This window comes from Corynebacterium sp. 401_CJEI (assembly GCF_001076435.1).
Classification (GTDB): domain Bacteria; phylum Actinomycetota; class Actinomycetes; order Mycobacteriales; family Mycobacteriaceae; genus Corynebacterium; species Corynebacterium jeikeium_D.
Genome location: NZ_JVIP01000001.1, coordinates 223,067 through 239,589, shown reverse-complemented (window position 1 = coordinate 239,589; position 16,523 = coordinate 223,067). Strand labels below are relative to the sequence as shown.

Here is a 16,523-nt window from a genome sequence, read left to right as displayed (position 1 = left end):
CTCGAGGTCCTCTACGACGAAGACGACACCGTTGACGTCGGCGAGGTCATCGCTCGCGTTGGCAGTGGCCAGCCAAAGAAGGCTGCACCGAAGAAGGAAGCTCCAAAGGCTGAATCCAAGCCTGAGCCGAAGAAGGAAGAGCCGAAGGCAGAGTCCAAGCCGGAGCCGAAGAAGGAAGAGCCGAAGAAGGAGACTCCGAAGGCTGAGGCTCCGAAGGCTGAATCCAAGCCTTCCGCTAACAAGGACGTTCCTTACGTCACCCCGCTGGTCCGCAAGCTGGCTGACAAGCACGGCGTTGACCTGACTAAGGTCGAGGGCTCTGGAATCGGCGGCCGCATTCGTAAGCAGGATGTTCTGCGCGCTGCCGAGGGCGGCCAGGAGACTACTGCTGAGTCCGGCTCCAACTGGTCCACCAAGGGCGTTCGCCCTGAGCTCGCTGAGCTGCGCGGCACCACCCAGCGTGTCAACCGCATCCGCGAGATTACCGCTGCCAAGACCCTCGAGTCTCTGCAGACTTCCGCACAGCTGACCCAGGTCCACGAGGCCGATATGACTGCCATCTGGGATCTGCGCGCTACTAAGAAGGCTGAGTTCGAGAAGAAGCACGGCGCGAAGCTGACCTTCCTGCCATTCTTTGCAAAGGCAATCGTTGAGGCTCTGGTCAGCCACCCGAACGTCAACGCTTCCTGGAACGAAGAGACCAAGGAGATTACCTACCACGAGCAGGTCAACCTGGGTATCGCTGTCGATACCGAGCGGGGTTTGCTCTCCCCGGTCATCCACAACGCTCAGGATATGTCCCTGCCGGAGCTGGCTGCTGCTATTGCGGACATCGCAGACCGCGCTCGCAACAACAAGCTGACCCCGAACGACCTGTCCGGCGGCACCTTCACCATTACCAACATCGGCTCCGAGGGCGCTCTGACCGACACTCCGATTCTGGTTCCGCCGCAGGCCGCAATGGTCGGCACCGGCGCGATTAAGAAGCGCGCAGTAGTCGTCACCGAGAATGAGGCAGATGCCATTGGTATTCGCGCCATGGTCTTCCTGCCAATTACCTACGATCACCGCCTGATCGACGGCGCTGATGCAGGTCGCTTTATGACGACCGTTGTTGACCGCCTCGAGGTTGCTAACTTCGAATCGGATCTGCAGCTCTAAGCAGCTTGCTCCCTTCCTGGGGTAGTAGCGCCGCGGGAATCTAGCTGGCTTGCTAGCAGGAGGTTCTGCCTCTTCCCTGCCCGCGTTAGTCGCACTTTGCGGCTGACGCGGGTATTTCTTTTGCCGCATTCGTCCCGCAGTTGAACCTAATCAGCGATTCCTTCAAATGCGCAGGCCCCCTATTCTTGGCTAGTGCTCAGATTTCACGTAGCCACACATAGCTAGCAAAGGCTCCATCGGCACAAAGAATTAACGTGCTGTTATTGCGCCGTTAAGCCATTAGCAGACAGCGGGAGGGTCGAACCGAAAGCAAAGCTGCAAGTAGCAAATGCGCATACTTTTTGTCCTGCCGAAATGCGAGAACACCACACACCCCCGCACACAGTTCCGGCTATCGCTTTCAGCTACACCGACGAGAGCTGAAGATAGCGATAATTAAATTCATTATTTGTTAACCTCGCCGTCACCTAGTTAGCAATTAGCCTTTACCAATCTAAGAAATCATTAGACAGCAGGCTTCTTTGGCGTGCCTATTTTTGCTCTCTGTACGTAACTTAGAAAGGTGGAGCATGTCCTCGGCTCCAGCGAATACTAGTTCGTCGACCGGGACCACATCATCTGAGCAATCGAGCTCCTCAGATAAGTGGTGGCACCTCTTCTTCGGCGGGCTTCTCGCAATCAACATCGTAATTTTTGTCTTCTGGGCTTATGACTTTGTGGGCCCGCAGGCAAATACGGCAATTCTTCTGATTACCATCGCGTTCGCCGTCTTCATGGCGTTCAACATCGGCGGTAACGACGTTGCTAACTCCTTCGGTACTTCAGTCGGTGCCGGCACCCTGAGCATGAAGCAGGCGCTTGTTGTCGCTTCAGTCTTTGAGGTTTCGGGCGCCGTCCTCGCTGGTGGCGAGGTTACTGACACCGTCCGTTCCGGCATTGTGGACCTGAACGCAATCCACGGTTTGGACCCGATGGAGTTCGCCTTCATCATGATGTCCGCGCTTCTCGGCGCGGCAGTGTGGCTCCTCGTTGCCACCCGCATGGGTTGGCCAGTTTCCACTACCCACTCCATCGTCGGCGGTATCGTCGGTGCCGCACTGACGGTCGGTTTTATCACCGGCAAGGGTGGCTGGAGCATGGTCCAGTGGGATCAGATCGGTCAGATCGCCGTTTCTTGGGTCCTCTCTCCGCTCCTCGGCGGTTTGGTCGCGTTCCTCCTGTTCGGCGGCATTAAGAACTCGATTCTCGTCTACAACGACAAGGCTTCCAAGCAGCTGCAGGCCATCCACCAGGAAAAGGCGGACCTCAAGGCGCAGCACCGCGACGACTTCGAAAAGCTCCCTGAGCACGATCAGATCTCGTACACCAACGCGATGCTTCGCGACGCGACGACGATGCGTGACAACGACTGGACTCCGGATGACCTGGAGTCTGAGTACTTCCGCAAGCTCGTCCACATCGAATCCAAGGTTGATGATGTCCGCGCTCACCGTGCGCTGGAAGCTTGGGTTCCGGGTCTAGCAGCCCTGGGCTCTATTGTCATCTCCGCGATGATGCTGTTCAAGGGTCTGAAGAACCTTCACCTAGGGCTTTCCAGCCTGGACAACTTCCTGATTATGGGCATGATCGCCACCGCAGTGTGGCTTGCCGTTTACATCTTCGCGCGTACTTTGAAGCGTCAGGATTTGGATCGTTCCACCTTCCTGCTGTTCAGCTGGATGCAGGTCTTCACCGCTGCTGCGTTCGCTTTCTCCCACGGCTCGAACGACATCGCTAACGCGCTTGGCCCGTTCGTGGCAATTCTGGATGTTCTCCGTACCAACGAGATCTCTTCCGAGTCCGGCGTCCCGCTGGCAGTCATGACCACCATGGGTGTCGCTCTCATCTCCGGTCTGTGGTTTATCGGCCGCTTCGTTATCAAGACCGTCGGATCCGGCCTGACTGAGATCCACCCAGCATCGGGTTTTGCCGCAGAGCTTTCCGCTGCTGTGGTCGTTATGATTGCTTCCCTGCTGGGTCTGCCGGTTTCCTCCACCCACATTCTGATTGGTGCCGTTCTCGGTGTCGGTATCGTTAACCGTGCCGCTAACTGGAACCTGATGAAGCCGATTGGTTTGGCCTGGGTTATTACCCTTCCGGCCGCTGCAGGTATCTCGGCAATCACCGTTTCCATCCTCCGCGTCGTCTTCGGCTAAGCCCACAAAAGCACGCCACTTTTACCCCGGCGGTCACTTTCTCTAGTGACCACCGGGGTATCTTTACGTCTGGCGCTATCCAAGTAAGTTTGGCGCTATCCAAGTAACAAGTAATCTGAGGCCTACAGAATTTCGGCGTATCCTATAGGCCACCATGACTGCCCCAAGAAAACCTTTTACTCGCGCAGATAAATCCATTCGGGAATCAAGCTCCGACATCGAGATTCAACATCTCGGCCTTGTCGACTACGAAGAGACCTGGCACCTACAGGCAGACCTTGCTGCCAAGCGTGCGAAAGACCTAATTCCAGATCAGGTTCTCGTGCTTGAGCACCCGAGTCTTTACACAGCAGGAAAGCGCACCCAGCCGGAGGACCGTCCTACCAATGGGTTGCCGGTCGTCGATGTCGACCGCGGTGGCCGCATCACCTGGCACGGCCCGGGCCAGCTTGTGATGTATCCCATCATCAAGCTCGCTCAGCCGGTCGATGTGGTGGACTACGTCCGCAGACTGGAAGAAGCCCTCATTCAAACCGTTCGCCGAGCCGGCATCGCGGCTGCTGGCCGCATCGATGGCCGCTCGGGGGTATGGGTTCCCGCATCAAACGGACTGAGCGACCGAAAGATTGCGGCACTGGGAATCCGCGTGACCCATGGTGTAACCATGCACGGACTCAGTCTGAACTGCGACAACTCTATGGAGTTCTACAACTACATCATCCCGTGTGGCATCTCCGATGCTGGAGTGACCGCCCTATCCCGGGAGCTTGACCGAAATGTTAGCGTGTCAGAGATGACAGAGCCGCTTCTGGCAGATTTGCAAGATGCTTTGGAAGGCCGTTTGACCGTTGCCGACCATTCCTTCGGCTCCGCGCCCGACCCCACGAAGGACCTGCCACACCGGGTGAAGCACAACTCCACCACCGGCATATTCGAGTACTCATCAACAAAAGAGTAGGATGAAACTGTGACTGTTAAGCCAGAAGGACGTAAGTTACTGCGCGTCGAGGCACGAAATGCCGAGACCCCTATCGAGAACAAGCCCCGGTGGATTCGCAACCAGGTTCGTCCGGGCCCCAGCTACAAGGACATGAAAAACCGTGTCTCGGGTGCCTCTTTGCACACGGTCTGTCAGGAGGCTGGCTGCCCGAACATTCACGAATGTTGGGAAGACCGCGAGGCCACCTTCCTCATCGGCGGCGATAAGTGCACCCGCCGCTGCGACTTCTGCCAGATTAACTCAGCCAAGCCCGACCCATTGGATAAGGATGAGCCGCGTCGTGTTGCGGAATCCGTCCGCGAGATGGGTCTTCGTTACGCCACTATCACCGGTGTCGCCCGCGACGATCTGCCCGACGGTGCATCCTGGCTCTACGCTGAGACCTGCCGCCAGATCCACGAACTCAACCCGAATACCGGAGTCGAGCTCCTTGTCGATGACTTCCGTGGCGACGAATCTGCAGCACAGCAGGTCTTCGATGCCAAGCCTGAGGTTTTCGCCCACAACGTGGAGACGGTGCCTCGTATCTTCAAGCGCATCCGCCCCGCATTCCGCTACGAGCGTTCCTTGGAACTCATCACTCGCGCTCGCGAAGCTGGACTGGTTACCAAGTCCAACCTCATCCTGGGCATGGGCGAAACCTATGACGAGATCATCTCCGCTATGCAGGATTTGCACGATGCCGGCTGCGATATTCTGACGATTACTCAATACCTCCGCCCCACTCCACTGCACCATCCAATTGAACGTTGGGTTAAGCCGGAGGAGTTCGTCAAGCTCTCCAAGACCGCTGAAGAGATGGGCTTTGCCGGCGTCATGTCCGGCCCGCTGGTCCGCTCTTCCTACCGCGCTGGACGGCTCTACGCCCGCGCACTGGCGCACCGCGGTCAGGAACTGCCGGCGCATCTGTCCGCGCTTGCCGACGACAACGACAACAACCTCGCGCTTCAGGAAGCCTCGACGCTGCTCGACCGCTATGGCGCATCGGAGGATACGCCAGTCACTTCGGCTATTCCGGCTTCCTAGAGGCTGACGGCCGCAGCGCCGTCGTAAAGCGAAACGGCGCTACGGCGCGGTCTATTGCCTAAAACTACATCGCATGCCCTAAAGTTGGTGATTATGGCGACCAATGATGCGAAAGAAATGAAGAAGGCGAACCGCGCCGCCAAGCGCGCTCAGCGTAAGCAGACTCGTAGCCAGATGTGGCAGGCGTTTAAGCTGCAGCGCTCGCGGGACAACAAGCTCGTGCCTTACATGGCGCTGGGCTTCTTCGGTCCAATTATCCTGCTGTTACTGCTTGGTCTGCTCATTGGTGGAGTCTGGCCCTGGGTTCTGACGATTATTGGTATCTCGATCGGCTTTATGGTCGCGATGTACATCTTCTCTAAGCGTCTTGAGGCGTCCTTCTACACAGAGGCGGAAGGCCAGGCCGGCGCTGCGGCGTGGACGCTGGACAATATGCGTCAGGGCGTTGGCTATGTCTGGCACGTCAAGACCGGTGTTGTCGCTAATCAGCACATGGATGCTGTTCACCGTGTTATTGGTAACGCCGGTGTTGTGCTGGTCGGTGAAGGTGATCCGAACCGCGTCAAGCAGATGATTGCTCGTGAAAAGAAGTCGCTGGCACGCATTGCGGGCGAAGCTCCGATTTACGACATGATTGCTGGTAGCGACGAGGGCCAGGTCCCGCCGAAGAAGCTGCAGCGCGAACTCATGCGTTTGCCGCGCAACCTGAATAAGGATCAGGCTAACGCTCTGAATGAGCGCATCCAGTCGATGGACCGTATTCGCGATGCGCGCGCGAACATGCCCAAGGGTCCAATGCCGAAGGGCGCTAACCCACAGGCCGGCATGAACCGTCGTGCGCGCCGTGCCGCCAATCGCGGCAAGAAGCACTAGAGGTTTTAGCTAGGTTTCACCAGGGTCGGTTGCTCGGGCAACCCACCGAGGGGCAATCTAGGTTGAAGCAGAAAAAAGGGGCTTTCGGGCCCCCTTTTTTTGTGCTTTAAAGCTTTAAAACGATGCCTAAAGCCATGTCTTCACACACAGTTATTGATGTCTTGTTGAAGTGATTGCTCTCACTTATCACGCTGTCAGCAAAGGTCGTATCCTTGCTGGAAACAATGCTTAATGAAGATTACTGCTAGTTGTGCCACCATGGGATATGTGCAACTCTTGGCTGAAAATGAACTCTTAGCGCTTCTAGTGATTTTGTTTCTTGGCCTGGCAATTGGCCAGATCAAGATCTTCGGCTTCAAGCTTGGCGTGGCTGCCGTCCTCTTCGTCGGCCTTATCCTCGCGACTATTGAGCCGGAAATTCAAATCTCCCCGTTGATTTACATCGTGGGCCTGGCATTATTCGTCTACACCATCGGGTTGGAGGCGGGCCCCGAGTTCTTCAGCTCGTTACGCTCGCGCGGTATCAAGCACAACCTGTTCGGCATTGGTGTGCTCGCAGTTGTCACTATCGAGTCTTTCTTGCTGATCAAGTTTTTGCCTATCGACCCGGTGGAGGGCGCAGGCGCCTTCACAGGCGCCCTGACCAACACCCCGGCTATGGCCGCAATCGTCGATGCTCTTCCTAGCCTCATTTCGGATAAGGCCGAGCTGGCCGCTGCCCACGATATGCCGGTGATTGGTTACTCTCTGGCCTACCCAATCGGCGTGCTGGCAGTGATTGCTTCTATCGGTATTATGTCGAAGGTCTTCCGCGTCGATCACGACCAGGAAGCTATTGACGCAGGTGTTGCCGCGCTTCCGCTGCATACTCGGGACATCAAGATTCTCAAGGACGACCTGCCTTCCATCACTGACCTTCCGTCGAAGTTCGGTTTGGACATTACGGTTTCACGCATTGAGTACAAGGGCCACCTCTACATTCCATCACCGGGTGACACTGTCTCCGTCGGCGATATTATTTCCGTCGTCGGTACAGAGGAAGAAATTGCTCGTGCCGCCGAGTACCTTGGCGAGCTTATGCCAGGCGATCCGACACACGACGGTCGCCTGGACTTCCGTCGCATCTTCGTCTCTGCATCTGACGTGGTCGGTGTCCCCATTGCGGAACTTCAGACTCGCATGGACGGCATGATCATTACGCGTATTCGCCGCGGCGACCACGACATCGTCGCAGAGCCAAACATGCGCCTAGAGCTTGGTGATCGCGTCCGCGTAGTTGCACCGCCAGAGAAAATCAAGGACGCAACAAAGTTCTTCGGCGACTCTTACAAGAAGCTTTCCGACGTCAACCTCTTGCCCCTCACCCTTGGGCTTACGCTGGGTGTCTTGGTGGGTCTCATCAAGATTCCGCTTCCGGGCGGCAGCTCGCTCGCCCTGGGGTCCGCTGGTGGTCCACTGGTTGTGGCGCTGATTCTGGGTGCTGTCGGTCGCACTGGCCCGTTGGTTTGGCCTATCCCCTACTCGGCCAACCTGGCGTTCCGCACCATGGGTCTAGCACTGTTCCTGGCTGGTATCGGCACCACTGCCGGTAAGGGATTCCAGGCTGCGTTGTCTGACCCGGCATCACTGACAGTTCTGGGTCTTGCCGCCATCATCGCGTTTAGCTCCGCACTGTTGACCCTCATTGTCGGTCACCGTGTGCTGAAGATTCCATTCGGCCAAACTGCGGGTATCCTCTCGGGCTTGCAGACTCACCCGGCAGTGCTCTCATACGTCAACGACCAGGCCAAGAACGAGTTGCCGGCAATGGGATACACAACGGTGTATCCAATGGCCATGATCATGAAGATTATTCTCGCCCAGGTCCTGGTCGTGTTGGTGCTATAGCGCTAACCCAAAATGACGGCCGTGCCAGTGGCACGGTCGTGCATGCCGCGCATATCCGAGTCGGTGATTGCTGGCGGCAGCAAGAAAAGAGTAAGCAAGCTGCGGAAGAAGGCACGAACAAAGCCAACTCGCTCGCTGGGCTTGTCCACGCGAGCGACACCCATCTTCATCATCCACTGGCCCGGAGTGCGGGCGAACAGCCAAACCGACACCGTGCCAATAATGAGGAAGACAACTGGCGAATAGGTCGCAAGGAATGACTGCCAGGCGATAAACGAATCCCCGAACTGGTCAATCTGCGCCTCGCTCGGGCCGAAGAACATCGAAAAAGCGCCGGCAATCATCAAGGAAATAATCCAGTCAATGAGAATGCCGCCGACGCGACGCATCAACGTCGCTTGCGAGCCTGGGCCATCGGGGGCAAGACCCAATGCCTGGCCGGGATAGTCCGAGAGCTTGTCCGGATTATCGAACTCTCCCGGAATCTGAGGGCCATCTAGCCAACTGTGCTTTTCTTCCATGGGTTCATAGTCTAGTGCAGCAATCCGGCTATCAAATCACGGGCTGGGACAGCCATTCAGCGCGTGCGGGGGTAATCCGGGGGCGATGTTGCGTCGCCTTTTCCATTTTCTTATCAGCATGGGAGCTAAAGGCTCGTCGTAAAGCGTGTGTGACATGAATGCGCAGTATATTGCCGTGTTTCCATAAACAGATAATCCGCTCCCTATTTGCGTAACCCATTCCGTATTGGCGAATTCCTCACGCGCCATGCCAGAAATTCGTGGTTCTAATTCCAGAATGAATGCGTGGTTCGTTAAGCTTGAAGGCGTCAACCGGCCAGTCCTTGACAGCGCGGCAGGTGCACGAAACAGCGTGCAAGAATTCCCTGCTGCGTACTAAACAAGGCCAACTAAGGAGACCGCACATGTCCTTCAAAACTCCCGAGGAAGTAGTCGCGTATATCAAGGAAGAGGGCGTCGAGTTCGTAGACGTCCGCTTCACGGATGTTCCCGGCATCGAGCAGCACTTCACCATCCCGGCATCCGCATTTGACGAGGACGCGATGGCCGAAGGCCTGGCATTCGACGGTTCCTCGATTCGTGGTTTCACTTCCATCGACGAGTCCGACATGGCACTGCTGCCCGACCTGAGCACCGCGCGCATTGACCCGTTCCGCAAGGCAAAGACTCTGAACGTCAAGTTCTTCGTCCACGATCCGTTTACCCTCGAGCCGTTCTCCCGCGACCCGCGTAACGTCGCGAAGAAGGCGGAGGAATACCTCATCTCTACCGGCATCGCCGACACCTGCTTCTTCGGCGCTGAGGCGGAGTTTTACATCTTCGACAACGTCAAGTTCGAGACCGACACCAACCGCGGCTTCTACGAAGTTGATTCCATCGAAGGCTGGTGGAACCGCGGCAAGGACCAGAACCCGGACGGCTCTGCAAACCTGGGTTACAAGACCCGTCTGAAGGGCGGCTACTTCCCTACCGCTCCGTACGACCACTACCAGGACCTGCGCGACAAGATGTGCCTGAAGCTCGCTGACGCCGGCTTCGACCTGGAGCGCGCCCACCACGAGGTCGGCACTGGTGGCCAGCAGGAGATCAACTACAAGTTCAACACGATGTTGCACGCTGCAGACGACCTGCAGACCTTCAAGTACATCATCAAGAACACCGCCTGGGAAGAGGGCAAGTCCGTCACCTTTATGCCGAAGCCGCTGGCTGGCGACAACGGCTCGGGCATGCACGCTCACCAGTCGCTGTGGAAGGACGGCAAGCCGCTGTTCCACGATGAGGCCGGTTACGCAGGCCTGTCGGACATCGCTCGCTGGTACATCGGCGGCATCCTTCACCACGCAGGTGCGGTACTGGCCTTCACCAACCCGACCCTGAACTCCTACCACCGCCTGGTCAAGGGCTTCGAGGCTCCGATCAACCTGGTCTACTCGCAGCGCAATCGCTCTGCCGCTGTTCGCATTCCGATCACCGGCTCCAACCCGAAGGCAAAGCGCATCGAGTTCCGCGCCCCGGACCCGTCGGGCAACCCGTACCTTGGCTTCGCTGCCATGATGATGGCCGGACTGGACGGCGTGAAGAACCGCATCGAGCCGCACGCTCCGGTCGACAAGGACCTCTACGAGCTCCCGCCGGAGGAAGCCGCCGACATCCCACAGGCTCCGACCTCTCTCGAGGCCGCGCTCGAGGCCCTGCGCAACGACCACGAGTTCCTGCTCGAGGGCGATGTCTTCACCGAGGACCTCATCCAGACCTACATCGACTACAAGTACGAAAACGAGATCGAACCGGTTCGCCTGCGCCCGACTCCGCAGGAATACGAAATGTACTACGACTGCTAAAGTTTTCGCTTCACGACGGCCACAGCAAGCACCCCCCCCCATTGCTCCTAGTGGCCGCCTAGCTGCTTGAAGTCAATAGCCAAAACCGTCTGACCACAGTAAATGTGGCCAGGCGGTTTTTCGTTGCGGCCATGCTGACTGCGGGCGCCTGGGCCCGCATACGCGCGCGTATGTGAGCACGAATTTGTGCGCGGTTCCGGGCCACTCCCCTGAACAGGGTCATACACCACCACAAAAGGGCCGCGACCCCTGCACGAGTAGAGTTGCACACTCTCCGCCCCAGTCTTATCGATGCAATATTCACTTGTCGATGCGCTATAGCGTGGCCATAAGTGAACAGCGCATCGACAAGTGACAGGGTGGGGAGGATACCGTGCGCATAAGTGCCGGACAGCCGTCGACAAGTGAAGGAAAATCATCGATAAGTGCCAGAAAAGTGGCCATAAGTGCGAGGGTGGCGCTAGGGACAACACGAGGGACGGATGCGAGGGACACCGCAAGGGGGCGGACACCAAGAGCGGATGGGGCATGCTGCGAAGGTAGGACGCCAGGCAATCACGCCCGTTGAACCAGAAATGTGTCGCAACTTAATGACATGTGACAAAGTTCATAAACATTGATGCGTGGGAGGATAATTCACTCATCTGTAATCGTTCTCAAAAAGTATCAATTGTGCATGTCGAAGTAGTTATTACGGGCAACTTATTGACGGAAATTGGGCTCTGTCGCTGTGACCGTCGTAAAGCAGAAATGGCGTGCTGAAAACTACGTAAACGCCCCCTACGCTGTGGTTTTTCCGTATGGTGGTACGACATACCCCTCGGAAATGGCGCCTCGAGAGCCCGCGCCGAGGCGTTTTGATTGATTCTGGAGAGCATGCATCTGGAATAACTTAAGCCCAGCCGCCGCATAGGGTGGCCGATGAACATTAAGAAGGATTTGAGCATTCTTGACTAACGAAAACGCTGCCAACCCAGAAAACTCAACTCGCATTGATTTTCTCTACCTCAGCGAACCTGACATGGTTGAAGCTGGTGTCACGGATTTCGCCAAGTGTGTTGAGACCATGGAAGAAACCCTGATTCTGCTGGCCGACGGCGACTACCGGATGGCCGGCGCTTCCGCTAACTCCCACGGTGCCCAGATCAACTTCCCGGATAACCCAATCCATGAGGGTATGCCGGCAAATGGCCCTGACCGTCGTTTCATGGCAATGCCCGCTTACCTCGGTGGTCGCTTCAACGGCGCAGGTGTGAAGTGGTACGGCTCCAATGCCGATAACCGCCAGAACGACCTGCCACGTTCGATCCACCTGTTCATTCTCAACGATGCAATTACGGGTGCCCCGAAGGCTGTCATGTCGGCAAACCTCCTGTCGGCCTACCGCACTGGCGCTGTTCCGGGTGTCGGCGTCAAGCACCTGGCCGTCGAAGACGCCGAGGTCGTTGGCATCATTGGCCCGGGTGTTATGAGCCGCACCATTCTCGGCTCCGCTATGTCGCAGCGTCCGAGCATTAAGAAGGTTAAGGTCAAGGGCCGCTCCCAGGCTTCGACCCAGAAGGCTGTGGATTGGATTAAGAACGAGTTCCCGCAGCTGGAAGAGGTCCGTATCGTCGAGACCGAAGAAGAGGCCATCCGCGACTCCGACATCCTCATCGCCGGCACCTCGACTTCCTCCGATGGCCCGTCCGGTTTCCCGTACTTCAAGAAGGAGTATCTGAAGCCCGGCGCGCTGCTGCTCATGCCGGCCGCTGCACGCCTCGACGACGACTTCGTGCGTTCCGACGACTGCAACCTCGTCGTTGACTACACCGGCCTGTACGAAGAGTGGTTCAACGAGAACGGCCCAGACGTGACCTATGAGCGCTTGCTCGGTATTCCGGGTAACCGCTGGTGGGACATGAAGGAAGAGGGCACTCTTCCCGCCGAGAAGCTTGTCAACATCGGCGATATCGCTTCCGGTAAGGCCCCGGGTCGCCAGAACGACGAGGAAATCTTCTGCTACTCCATCGGAGGCATGCCAGTCGAGGACGTCGCCTGGGCCACCGATGTCTACGACAACGCCCTGGCAAAGGGCATCGGCACCAAGCTGAACCTGTGGGATGTTCCGCTGCTGAAGTAATAGTGACCAGTAAGTTCGACAACACGATTAGTAAGCTCAACAAGCTAGACGCGAAGTAGGCGAGTTTTACCAATGGGTAAGTTCAAACCCAGCAGTGACCAGACAACTCCGGAAGGAATCCAACGATACATCCGGGACAATGACATTCGCTGGGTAGACGTCCAGTTCACCGACGTTCCCGGCATCGAACAGCACCTAACCGTTCCGGTATCCGAGTTTGATGAGGACTCCGCTTACGAGGGCCTTGCCTTCGACGGATCGTCCATTGCGGGTTACACCTCGGTGGATAACTCCGACATGATGCTGCTGCCCGACCTGGACACGGCTTTCATCGACCCGTTCCGCAAATCGAAGACGCTGAACATGAAGTTCTTCGTCCATGACCCGCACACCCGCGAGCCATTTAGCCGCGACCCGCGCAATATTGCCCGTAAGGCCGAGAACTACCTGAACGAACTGGGCTTCGCCGATACCTGTAATTTTGGCGCTGAGGCAGAGTTCTACATCTTCGACTCCGTCCGCTACGACTCCAGTTCAAACAAGTCATTCCACGAGGTGGACTCGGTTGAGGGCTGGTGGAACTCCGGTGTGAAGGTAAACCCGGACGGATCGCGCAACCTCGGCCACAAGGTGCGCACCAAAGGCGGCTACTTCCCTACTGCTCCGTATGACCACATGCAGGATCTTCGTGACGAAATCGGCGAGCACCTGCAGGATGTTGGCTTCCATGTTGAGCGCTCCCACCACGAGATGGGCTCCGGCGGTCAGCAGGAGATTAACTATCGTTTCAATACCCTGCTGCACGCCGCCGATGACATGCAGACTTTCAAGTACGTGGTGAAGAACACCGCCAAGTTCAACCAGAAGTCCGCTACCTTCATGCCGAAGCCGTTGGCCGGCGATGGCGGCTCTGGTATGCACATCCACCAGTCACTGTGGAAGGATGGCAAGCCACTATTCCACGATGAAAACGGTTACGGTGGCCTGTCCGACATGGCGCGCTACTACATTGGCGGCATCTTGAAGCACGCCGGTGCAGTCCTGGCTTTCACCAACCCGACAATGAACAGCTACCACCGCCTGGTTCCGGGATTCGAGGCTCCCGTCAACTTGGTCTACAGCCAGGAGAACCGCTCGGCCGCCATCCGAATCCCGATTACCGGCGCAAACCCGAAGGCCAAGCGCATCGAGTTCCGCGCTCCGGACCCGTCGGGCAACCCGTACTTGGCTTTCACCGCCGCAATGATGGCTGGTCTCGACGGCATCAAGAACCGCATCGAGCCTGGCAAGCCGATTGACAAGGATCTCTACGAGCTGCCACCAGAGGAACTCAAGGACGTCCCCACCGTCCCGCATTCGCTGGAGGGTGCGCTGAAGGCGCTGGAAGAGGACCACGAGTTCCTGCTTGCCGGCGATGTCTTCACACAGGATCTCATCGACGCGCATATCCGCTACAAGTTCGAGCAGGAGATTATGCCGGCACGTCTGCGCCCGACGACGCAGGAGTTCGAGCTCTACTACGACTGCTAGCATTCGCCCCGTAAAAGCTCGCTTGACGACGCCCACACCGCTACCCCACCTAACCGTATTGGGGTAGCGGTGTTTTTAGCTGGGACACGCTGTTTTTAGTCGGCACATTTAGTAGAGCTAGCACCACTGCGAACTAAACGGATTGGGGCTACCCTTGATTGTTATGAACAACAAGTCACTGACCCGTTCCACCAATAACAAAATGGTTGCAGGTGTACTCGGTGGATTCGCTGAGTATTTCAACTGGGATGCGACTTTGCTGCGCGTTATATTTGTCGCGTCTTTCCTGATGCCTGGTCCGCAGTTTCTTCTCTACCTCGCAGCATGGATTATCATGCCGAAGGAAACTTACGTATAAGCGCGGTCGACCGAAAAATACCTAAATAGCCATACCTTGGAGTATTTATCTAATGAGCGACGCCGCTCCCGAAAAACCCACCAAGAAAATTTACCGCTCGCGTAATGACCGCCTCCTCGGTGGCATCCTCGCAGGAATCGCGGAAAGCCAAGGCTGGGATATCACTTTCACACGAATGGTCTACATCATCCTTCCCTGCGTTGGATCGATGATTGGCTGGAAGATTGGCGCTGGGTTCCTAGCTCTTTACCTCTTGGCCTGGTTCGTCCTGCCAGATGGCGAGTACACGCTTGACGACGATGCCCGCGGCTCCAACCACGCAGAGAAAGAAAATAAGCAATAAACGTCAAGCTTAATAAGATTGATACCTTTCCGTTACTCGCAACGCCCTCACCAGCACTATTCCAATTTCGCAATCACGCAAATTCGGTAACAAATAGAGCATAGAGCGCACAGATTCGCGCCATTTGACTTGCACAGGCCCCAGAATTACCTAGTGTTCTTTCTGTACGGCTTTGAAGCCACACCATCTTCGAATGTCCGATATTCAAAAGAATTGTCAATTTCTCTTTGAATTTAATTCGGACAAATAGTGGAAGATGCCAATAATTGAATAGGTAACTTAGTTAGCTCTCAAGAAAGTGGTTTTGAAATGCAGAACAAGAAGATGACCCGTATCGCTACCGCAATCGTTGGCTCCGCCGCTCTTCTCGGCGGCCTGGCTGCATGTTCTTCCGATGACGCACAGGATGCTGCTAACAACGCCAAGGATCAGGCGGGCCAGGTAGCAACCGACGCCACTGATAAGGCTGGCGACGCTATGGACGGAGCTAAGGACAAGGCTGGCGAGGCTGCTGATGGCGCTAAGGACAAGGCTAACGAGGCTATGAACGGTCTGGGGCTGGGCGACGCTGCTGGCGAGGATGTGGCAGAGGCTGACCTGCCTGAGTCCATCACCGAGGCAGCTTCTTCCTTCACCTCCCCGTACGATTCTGAGGCTGGCGAGTTCAAGTCCGCTAAGAAGGTCGGCGACGCGGTTGCCGCTGAATACGAGAACGTCACCTTCGTTGAGTCCCCAGAGACTAATGGTGCACAGCCGCTGATCGGTAAGATTCGCGAGACCTGGGTTGCCAACGGTGCACTGGAAAACGAGATTGGTCTGCCGACCGCACCGGAGTCGGAGATTGAAAACGGCTGGGAGCAGCCGTTCACTAAGGACACCATGAAGTGGACCTCTGAGGACGGCCAGAACTACTCCGACTCCTACGAGAACAAGTAGTTCGACACGAACCGAAAGATTTTGAGCGTGCCGGTTGGCACGCTCTTTTTCTTTCCCCCTAACTAGTCAAGCTCCTCTTCCCCCCCCCTAGTCAAAAACGCCAGAGGCACCGCGCCGATGTGCGCCAACAATGTTGATATCGACAATCCCCACGGCAGCCATTGATGCAAAGACCGTGGTGGGGCCTACGAACTTAAAACCAGCTTTCTTCAATGCCTTGGCAAGCGCCTCGGACTCCTCGGAGAAGCTGGGCACCTCTTCGATTGAACGTGGCTCGGGAGACTTCTCCGGTTTAAACGACCACATCAACTCGGCTAAGCCGCCGTTTTCACGCAAGGCAATAGTCGCGGCGGCGTTATTGATTACCGCGGTAATCTTCCTGTGATTCCGAATGATTCGTTCATCATTCATCAATCTTTCGACATCTTCGTCATCGAAATCAGCAACCGCATCGGGGTCGAAGTTCGCGAAGGCTTCCTGAAACGCGGGCCGCTTCTTCAGCACTGTCTCCCACGACAACCCCGCCTGAAATACCTCCAGGCTGAGCCGTTCGAATAGTCCTTGCTCATCGCGCACCGGCATCCCCCACTCGGTGTCGTAGTACTCTCTCAGCAGCTCACTGTGAGCAGCCCATGCCGGTCGAGCCAATCCATCCTCACCGATGATGAGCCCATTGTTTTCCGTGTAGTCCGATCCAATTTTCATCAGTCTTTCCAATCCCCCAATTCCG

General features: G+C 56.6%; 14 protein-coding genes. 12 read left to right on the top strand and 2 right to left on the bottom strand.

All coding sequences use genetic code 11. The features are described from left to right. The 6 genes from sucB to ADM64_RS01005 form a co-directional block, all read left to right on the top strand. Positions 1-1,161: 2-oxoglutarate dehydrogenase, E2 component, dihydrolipoamide succinyltransferase (gene sucB, locus ADM64_RS01030; protein ID WP_049192904.1), on the top strand; the 1,161-nt coding region annotated here is incomplete at its 5' end. Positions 1,162-1,730: 569 nt separating this feature from the next. After that, complete coding sequence (locus ADM64_RS01025; RefSeq protein WP_016423042.1) at positions 1,731-3,356, top strand: inorganic phosphate transporter; 1,626 nt, start codon at positions 1,731-1,733, stop codon at positions 3,354-3,356. A gap of 154 nt (positions 3,357-3,510) precedes the next feature. Continuing rightward, entirely contained in the window at positions 3,511-4,314 is an 804-nt protein-coding gene (gene lipB, locus ADM64_RS01020) for a lipoyl(octanoyl) transferase LipB (protein WP_049192903.1), read from the top strand. A gap of 9 nt (positions 4,315-4,323) precedes the next feature. Beyond that, on the top strand, positions 4,324-5,382 hold the full coding sequence (gene lipA / locus ADM64_RS01015; RefSeq protein WP_049192902.1) for a lipoyl synthase: 1,059 nt from the start codon (positions 4,324-4,326) through the stop codon (positions 5,380-5,382). A gap of 93 nt (positions 5,383-5,475) precedes the next feature. Then, positions 5,476-6,255: a DUF4191 domain-containing protein gene (locus ADM64_RS01010; protein WP_005511046.1), complete on the top strand. Its 780-nt coding sequence runs from the start codon at positions 5,476-5,478 to the stop codon at positions 6,253-6,255. A gap of 267 nt (positions 6,256-6,522) precedes the next feature. After that, positions 6,523-8,142, top strand: coding sequence for an aspartate:alanine exchanger family transporter (locus ADM64_RS01005; RefSeq protein ID WP_179078162.1), 1,620 nt, complete (start codon positions 6,523-6,525; stop codon positions 8,140-8,142). A gap of 2 nt (positions 8,143-8,144) precedes the next feature. Here the strand turns inward: ADM64_RS01005 and ADM64_RS01000 are convergent, their stop codons facing one another. Then, on the bottom strand, positions 8,145-8,663 hold the full coding sequence (locus tag ADM64_RS01000) for an RDD family protein (protein ID WP_049192901.1): 519 nt from the start codon (positions 8,661-8,663) through the stop codon (positions 8,145-8,147). A 404-nt stretch (positions 8,664-9,067) separates the two neighbouring features. Between ADM64_RS01000 and glnA (ADM64_RS00995) the strand changes: the two genes are divergently transcribed. From glnA (ADM64_RS00995) to ADM64_RS00970, 6 genes are all read left to right on the top strand, one after another. Then, positions 9,068-10,504: a type I glutamate--ammonia ligase gene (glnA, locus tag ADM64_RS00995; protein WP_048732575.1), complete on the top strand. Its 1,437-nt coding sequence runs from the start codon at positions 9,068-9,070 to the stop codon at positions 10,502-10,504. A 949-nt stretch (positions 10,505-11,453) separates the two neighbouring features. Further along, the gene (locus tag ADM64_RS00990; protein ID WP_049170206.1) at positions 11,454-12,626 is read left to right on the top strand and encodes a tyramine oxidase subunit B; all 1,173 of its coding nucleotides are present in this window, start codon (positions 11,454-11,456) and stop codon (positions 12,624-12,626) included. 72 nt (positions 12,627-12,698) lie between these two features. Continuing rightward, the gene (gene glnA, locus ADM64_RS00985) at positions 12,699-14,156 is read left to right on the top strand and encodes a type I glutamate--ammonia ligase (RefSeq protein WP_048732579.1); all 1,458 of its coding nucleotides are present in this window, start codon (positions 12,699-12,701) and stop codon (positions 14,154-14,156) included. Positions 14,157-14,319: 163 nt separating this feature from the next. Next, positions 14,320-14,514, top strand: coding sequence for a PspC domain-containing protein (locus tag ADM64_RS00980; protein ID WP_048732581.1), 195 nt, complete (start codon positions 14,320-14,322; stop codon positions 14,512-14,514). Positions 14,515-14,566: 52 nt separating this feature from the next. Next, positions 14,567-14,857 (top strand): PspC domain-containing protein, encoded by a 291-nt coding sequence (locus ADM64_RS00975; protein WP_049192900.1) that lies wholly within the window; start codon positions 14,567-14,569, stop codon positions 14,855-14,857. 309 nt (positions 14,858-15,166) lie between these two features. Further along, positions 15,167-15,793 (top strand): hypothetical protein, encoded by a 627-nt coding sequence (locus ADM64_RS00970; protein WP_049192899.1) that lies wholly within the window; start codon positions 15,167-15,169, stop codon positions 15,791-15,793. An 87-nt stretch (positions 15,794-15,880) separates the two neighbouring features. Here ADM64_RS00970 and ADM64_RS00965 read toward each other — a convergent pair whose 3' ends face one another. Then, the gene (locus tag ADM64_RS00965) at positions 15,881-16,498 is read right to left on the bottom strand and encodes a DNA-3-methyladenine glycosylase I (RefSeq protein WP_049192898.1); all 618 of its coding nucleotides are present in this window, start codon (positions 16,496-16,498) and stop codon (positions 15,881-15,883) included. Between the last annotated feature and the right edge of the window lie 25 nt (positions 16,499-16,523).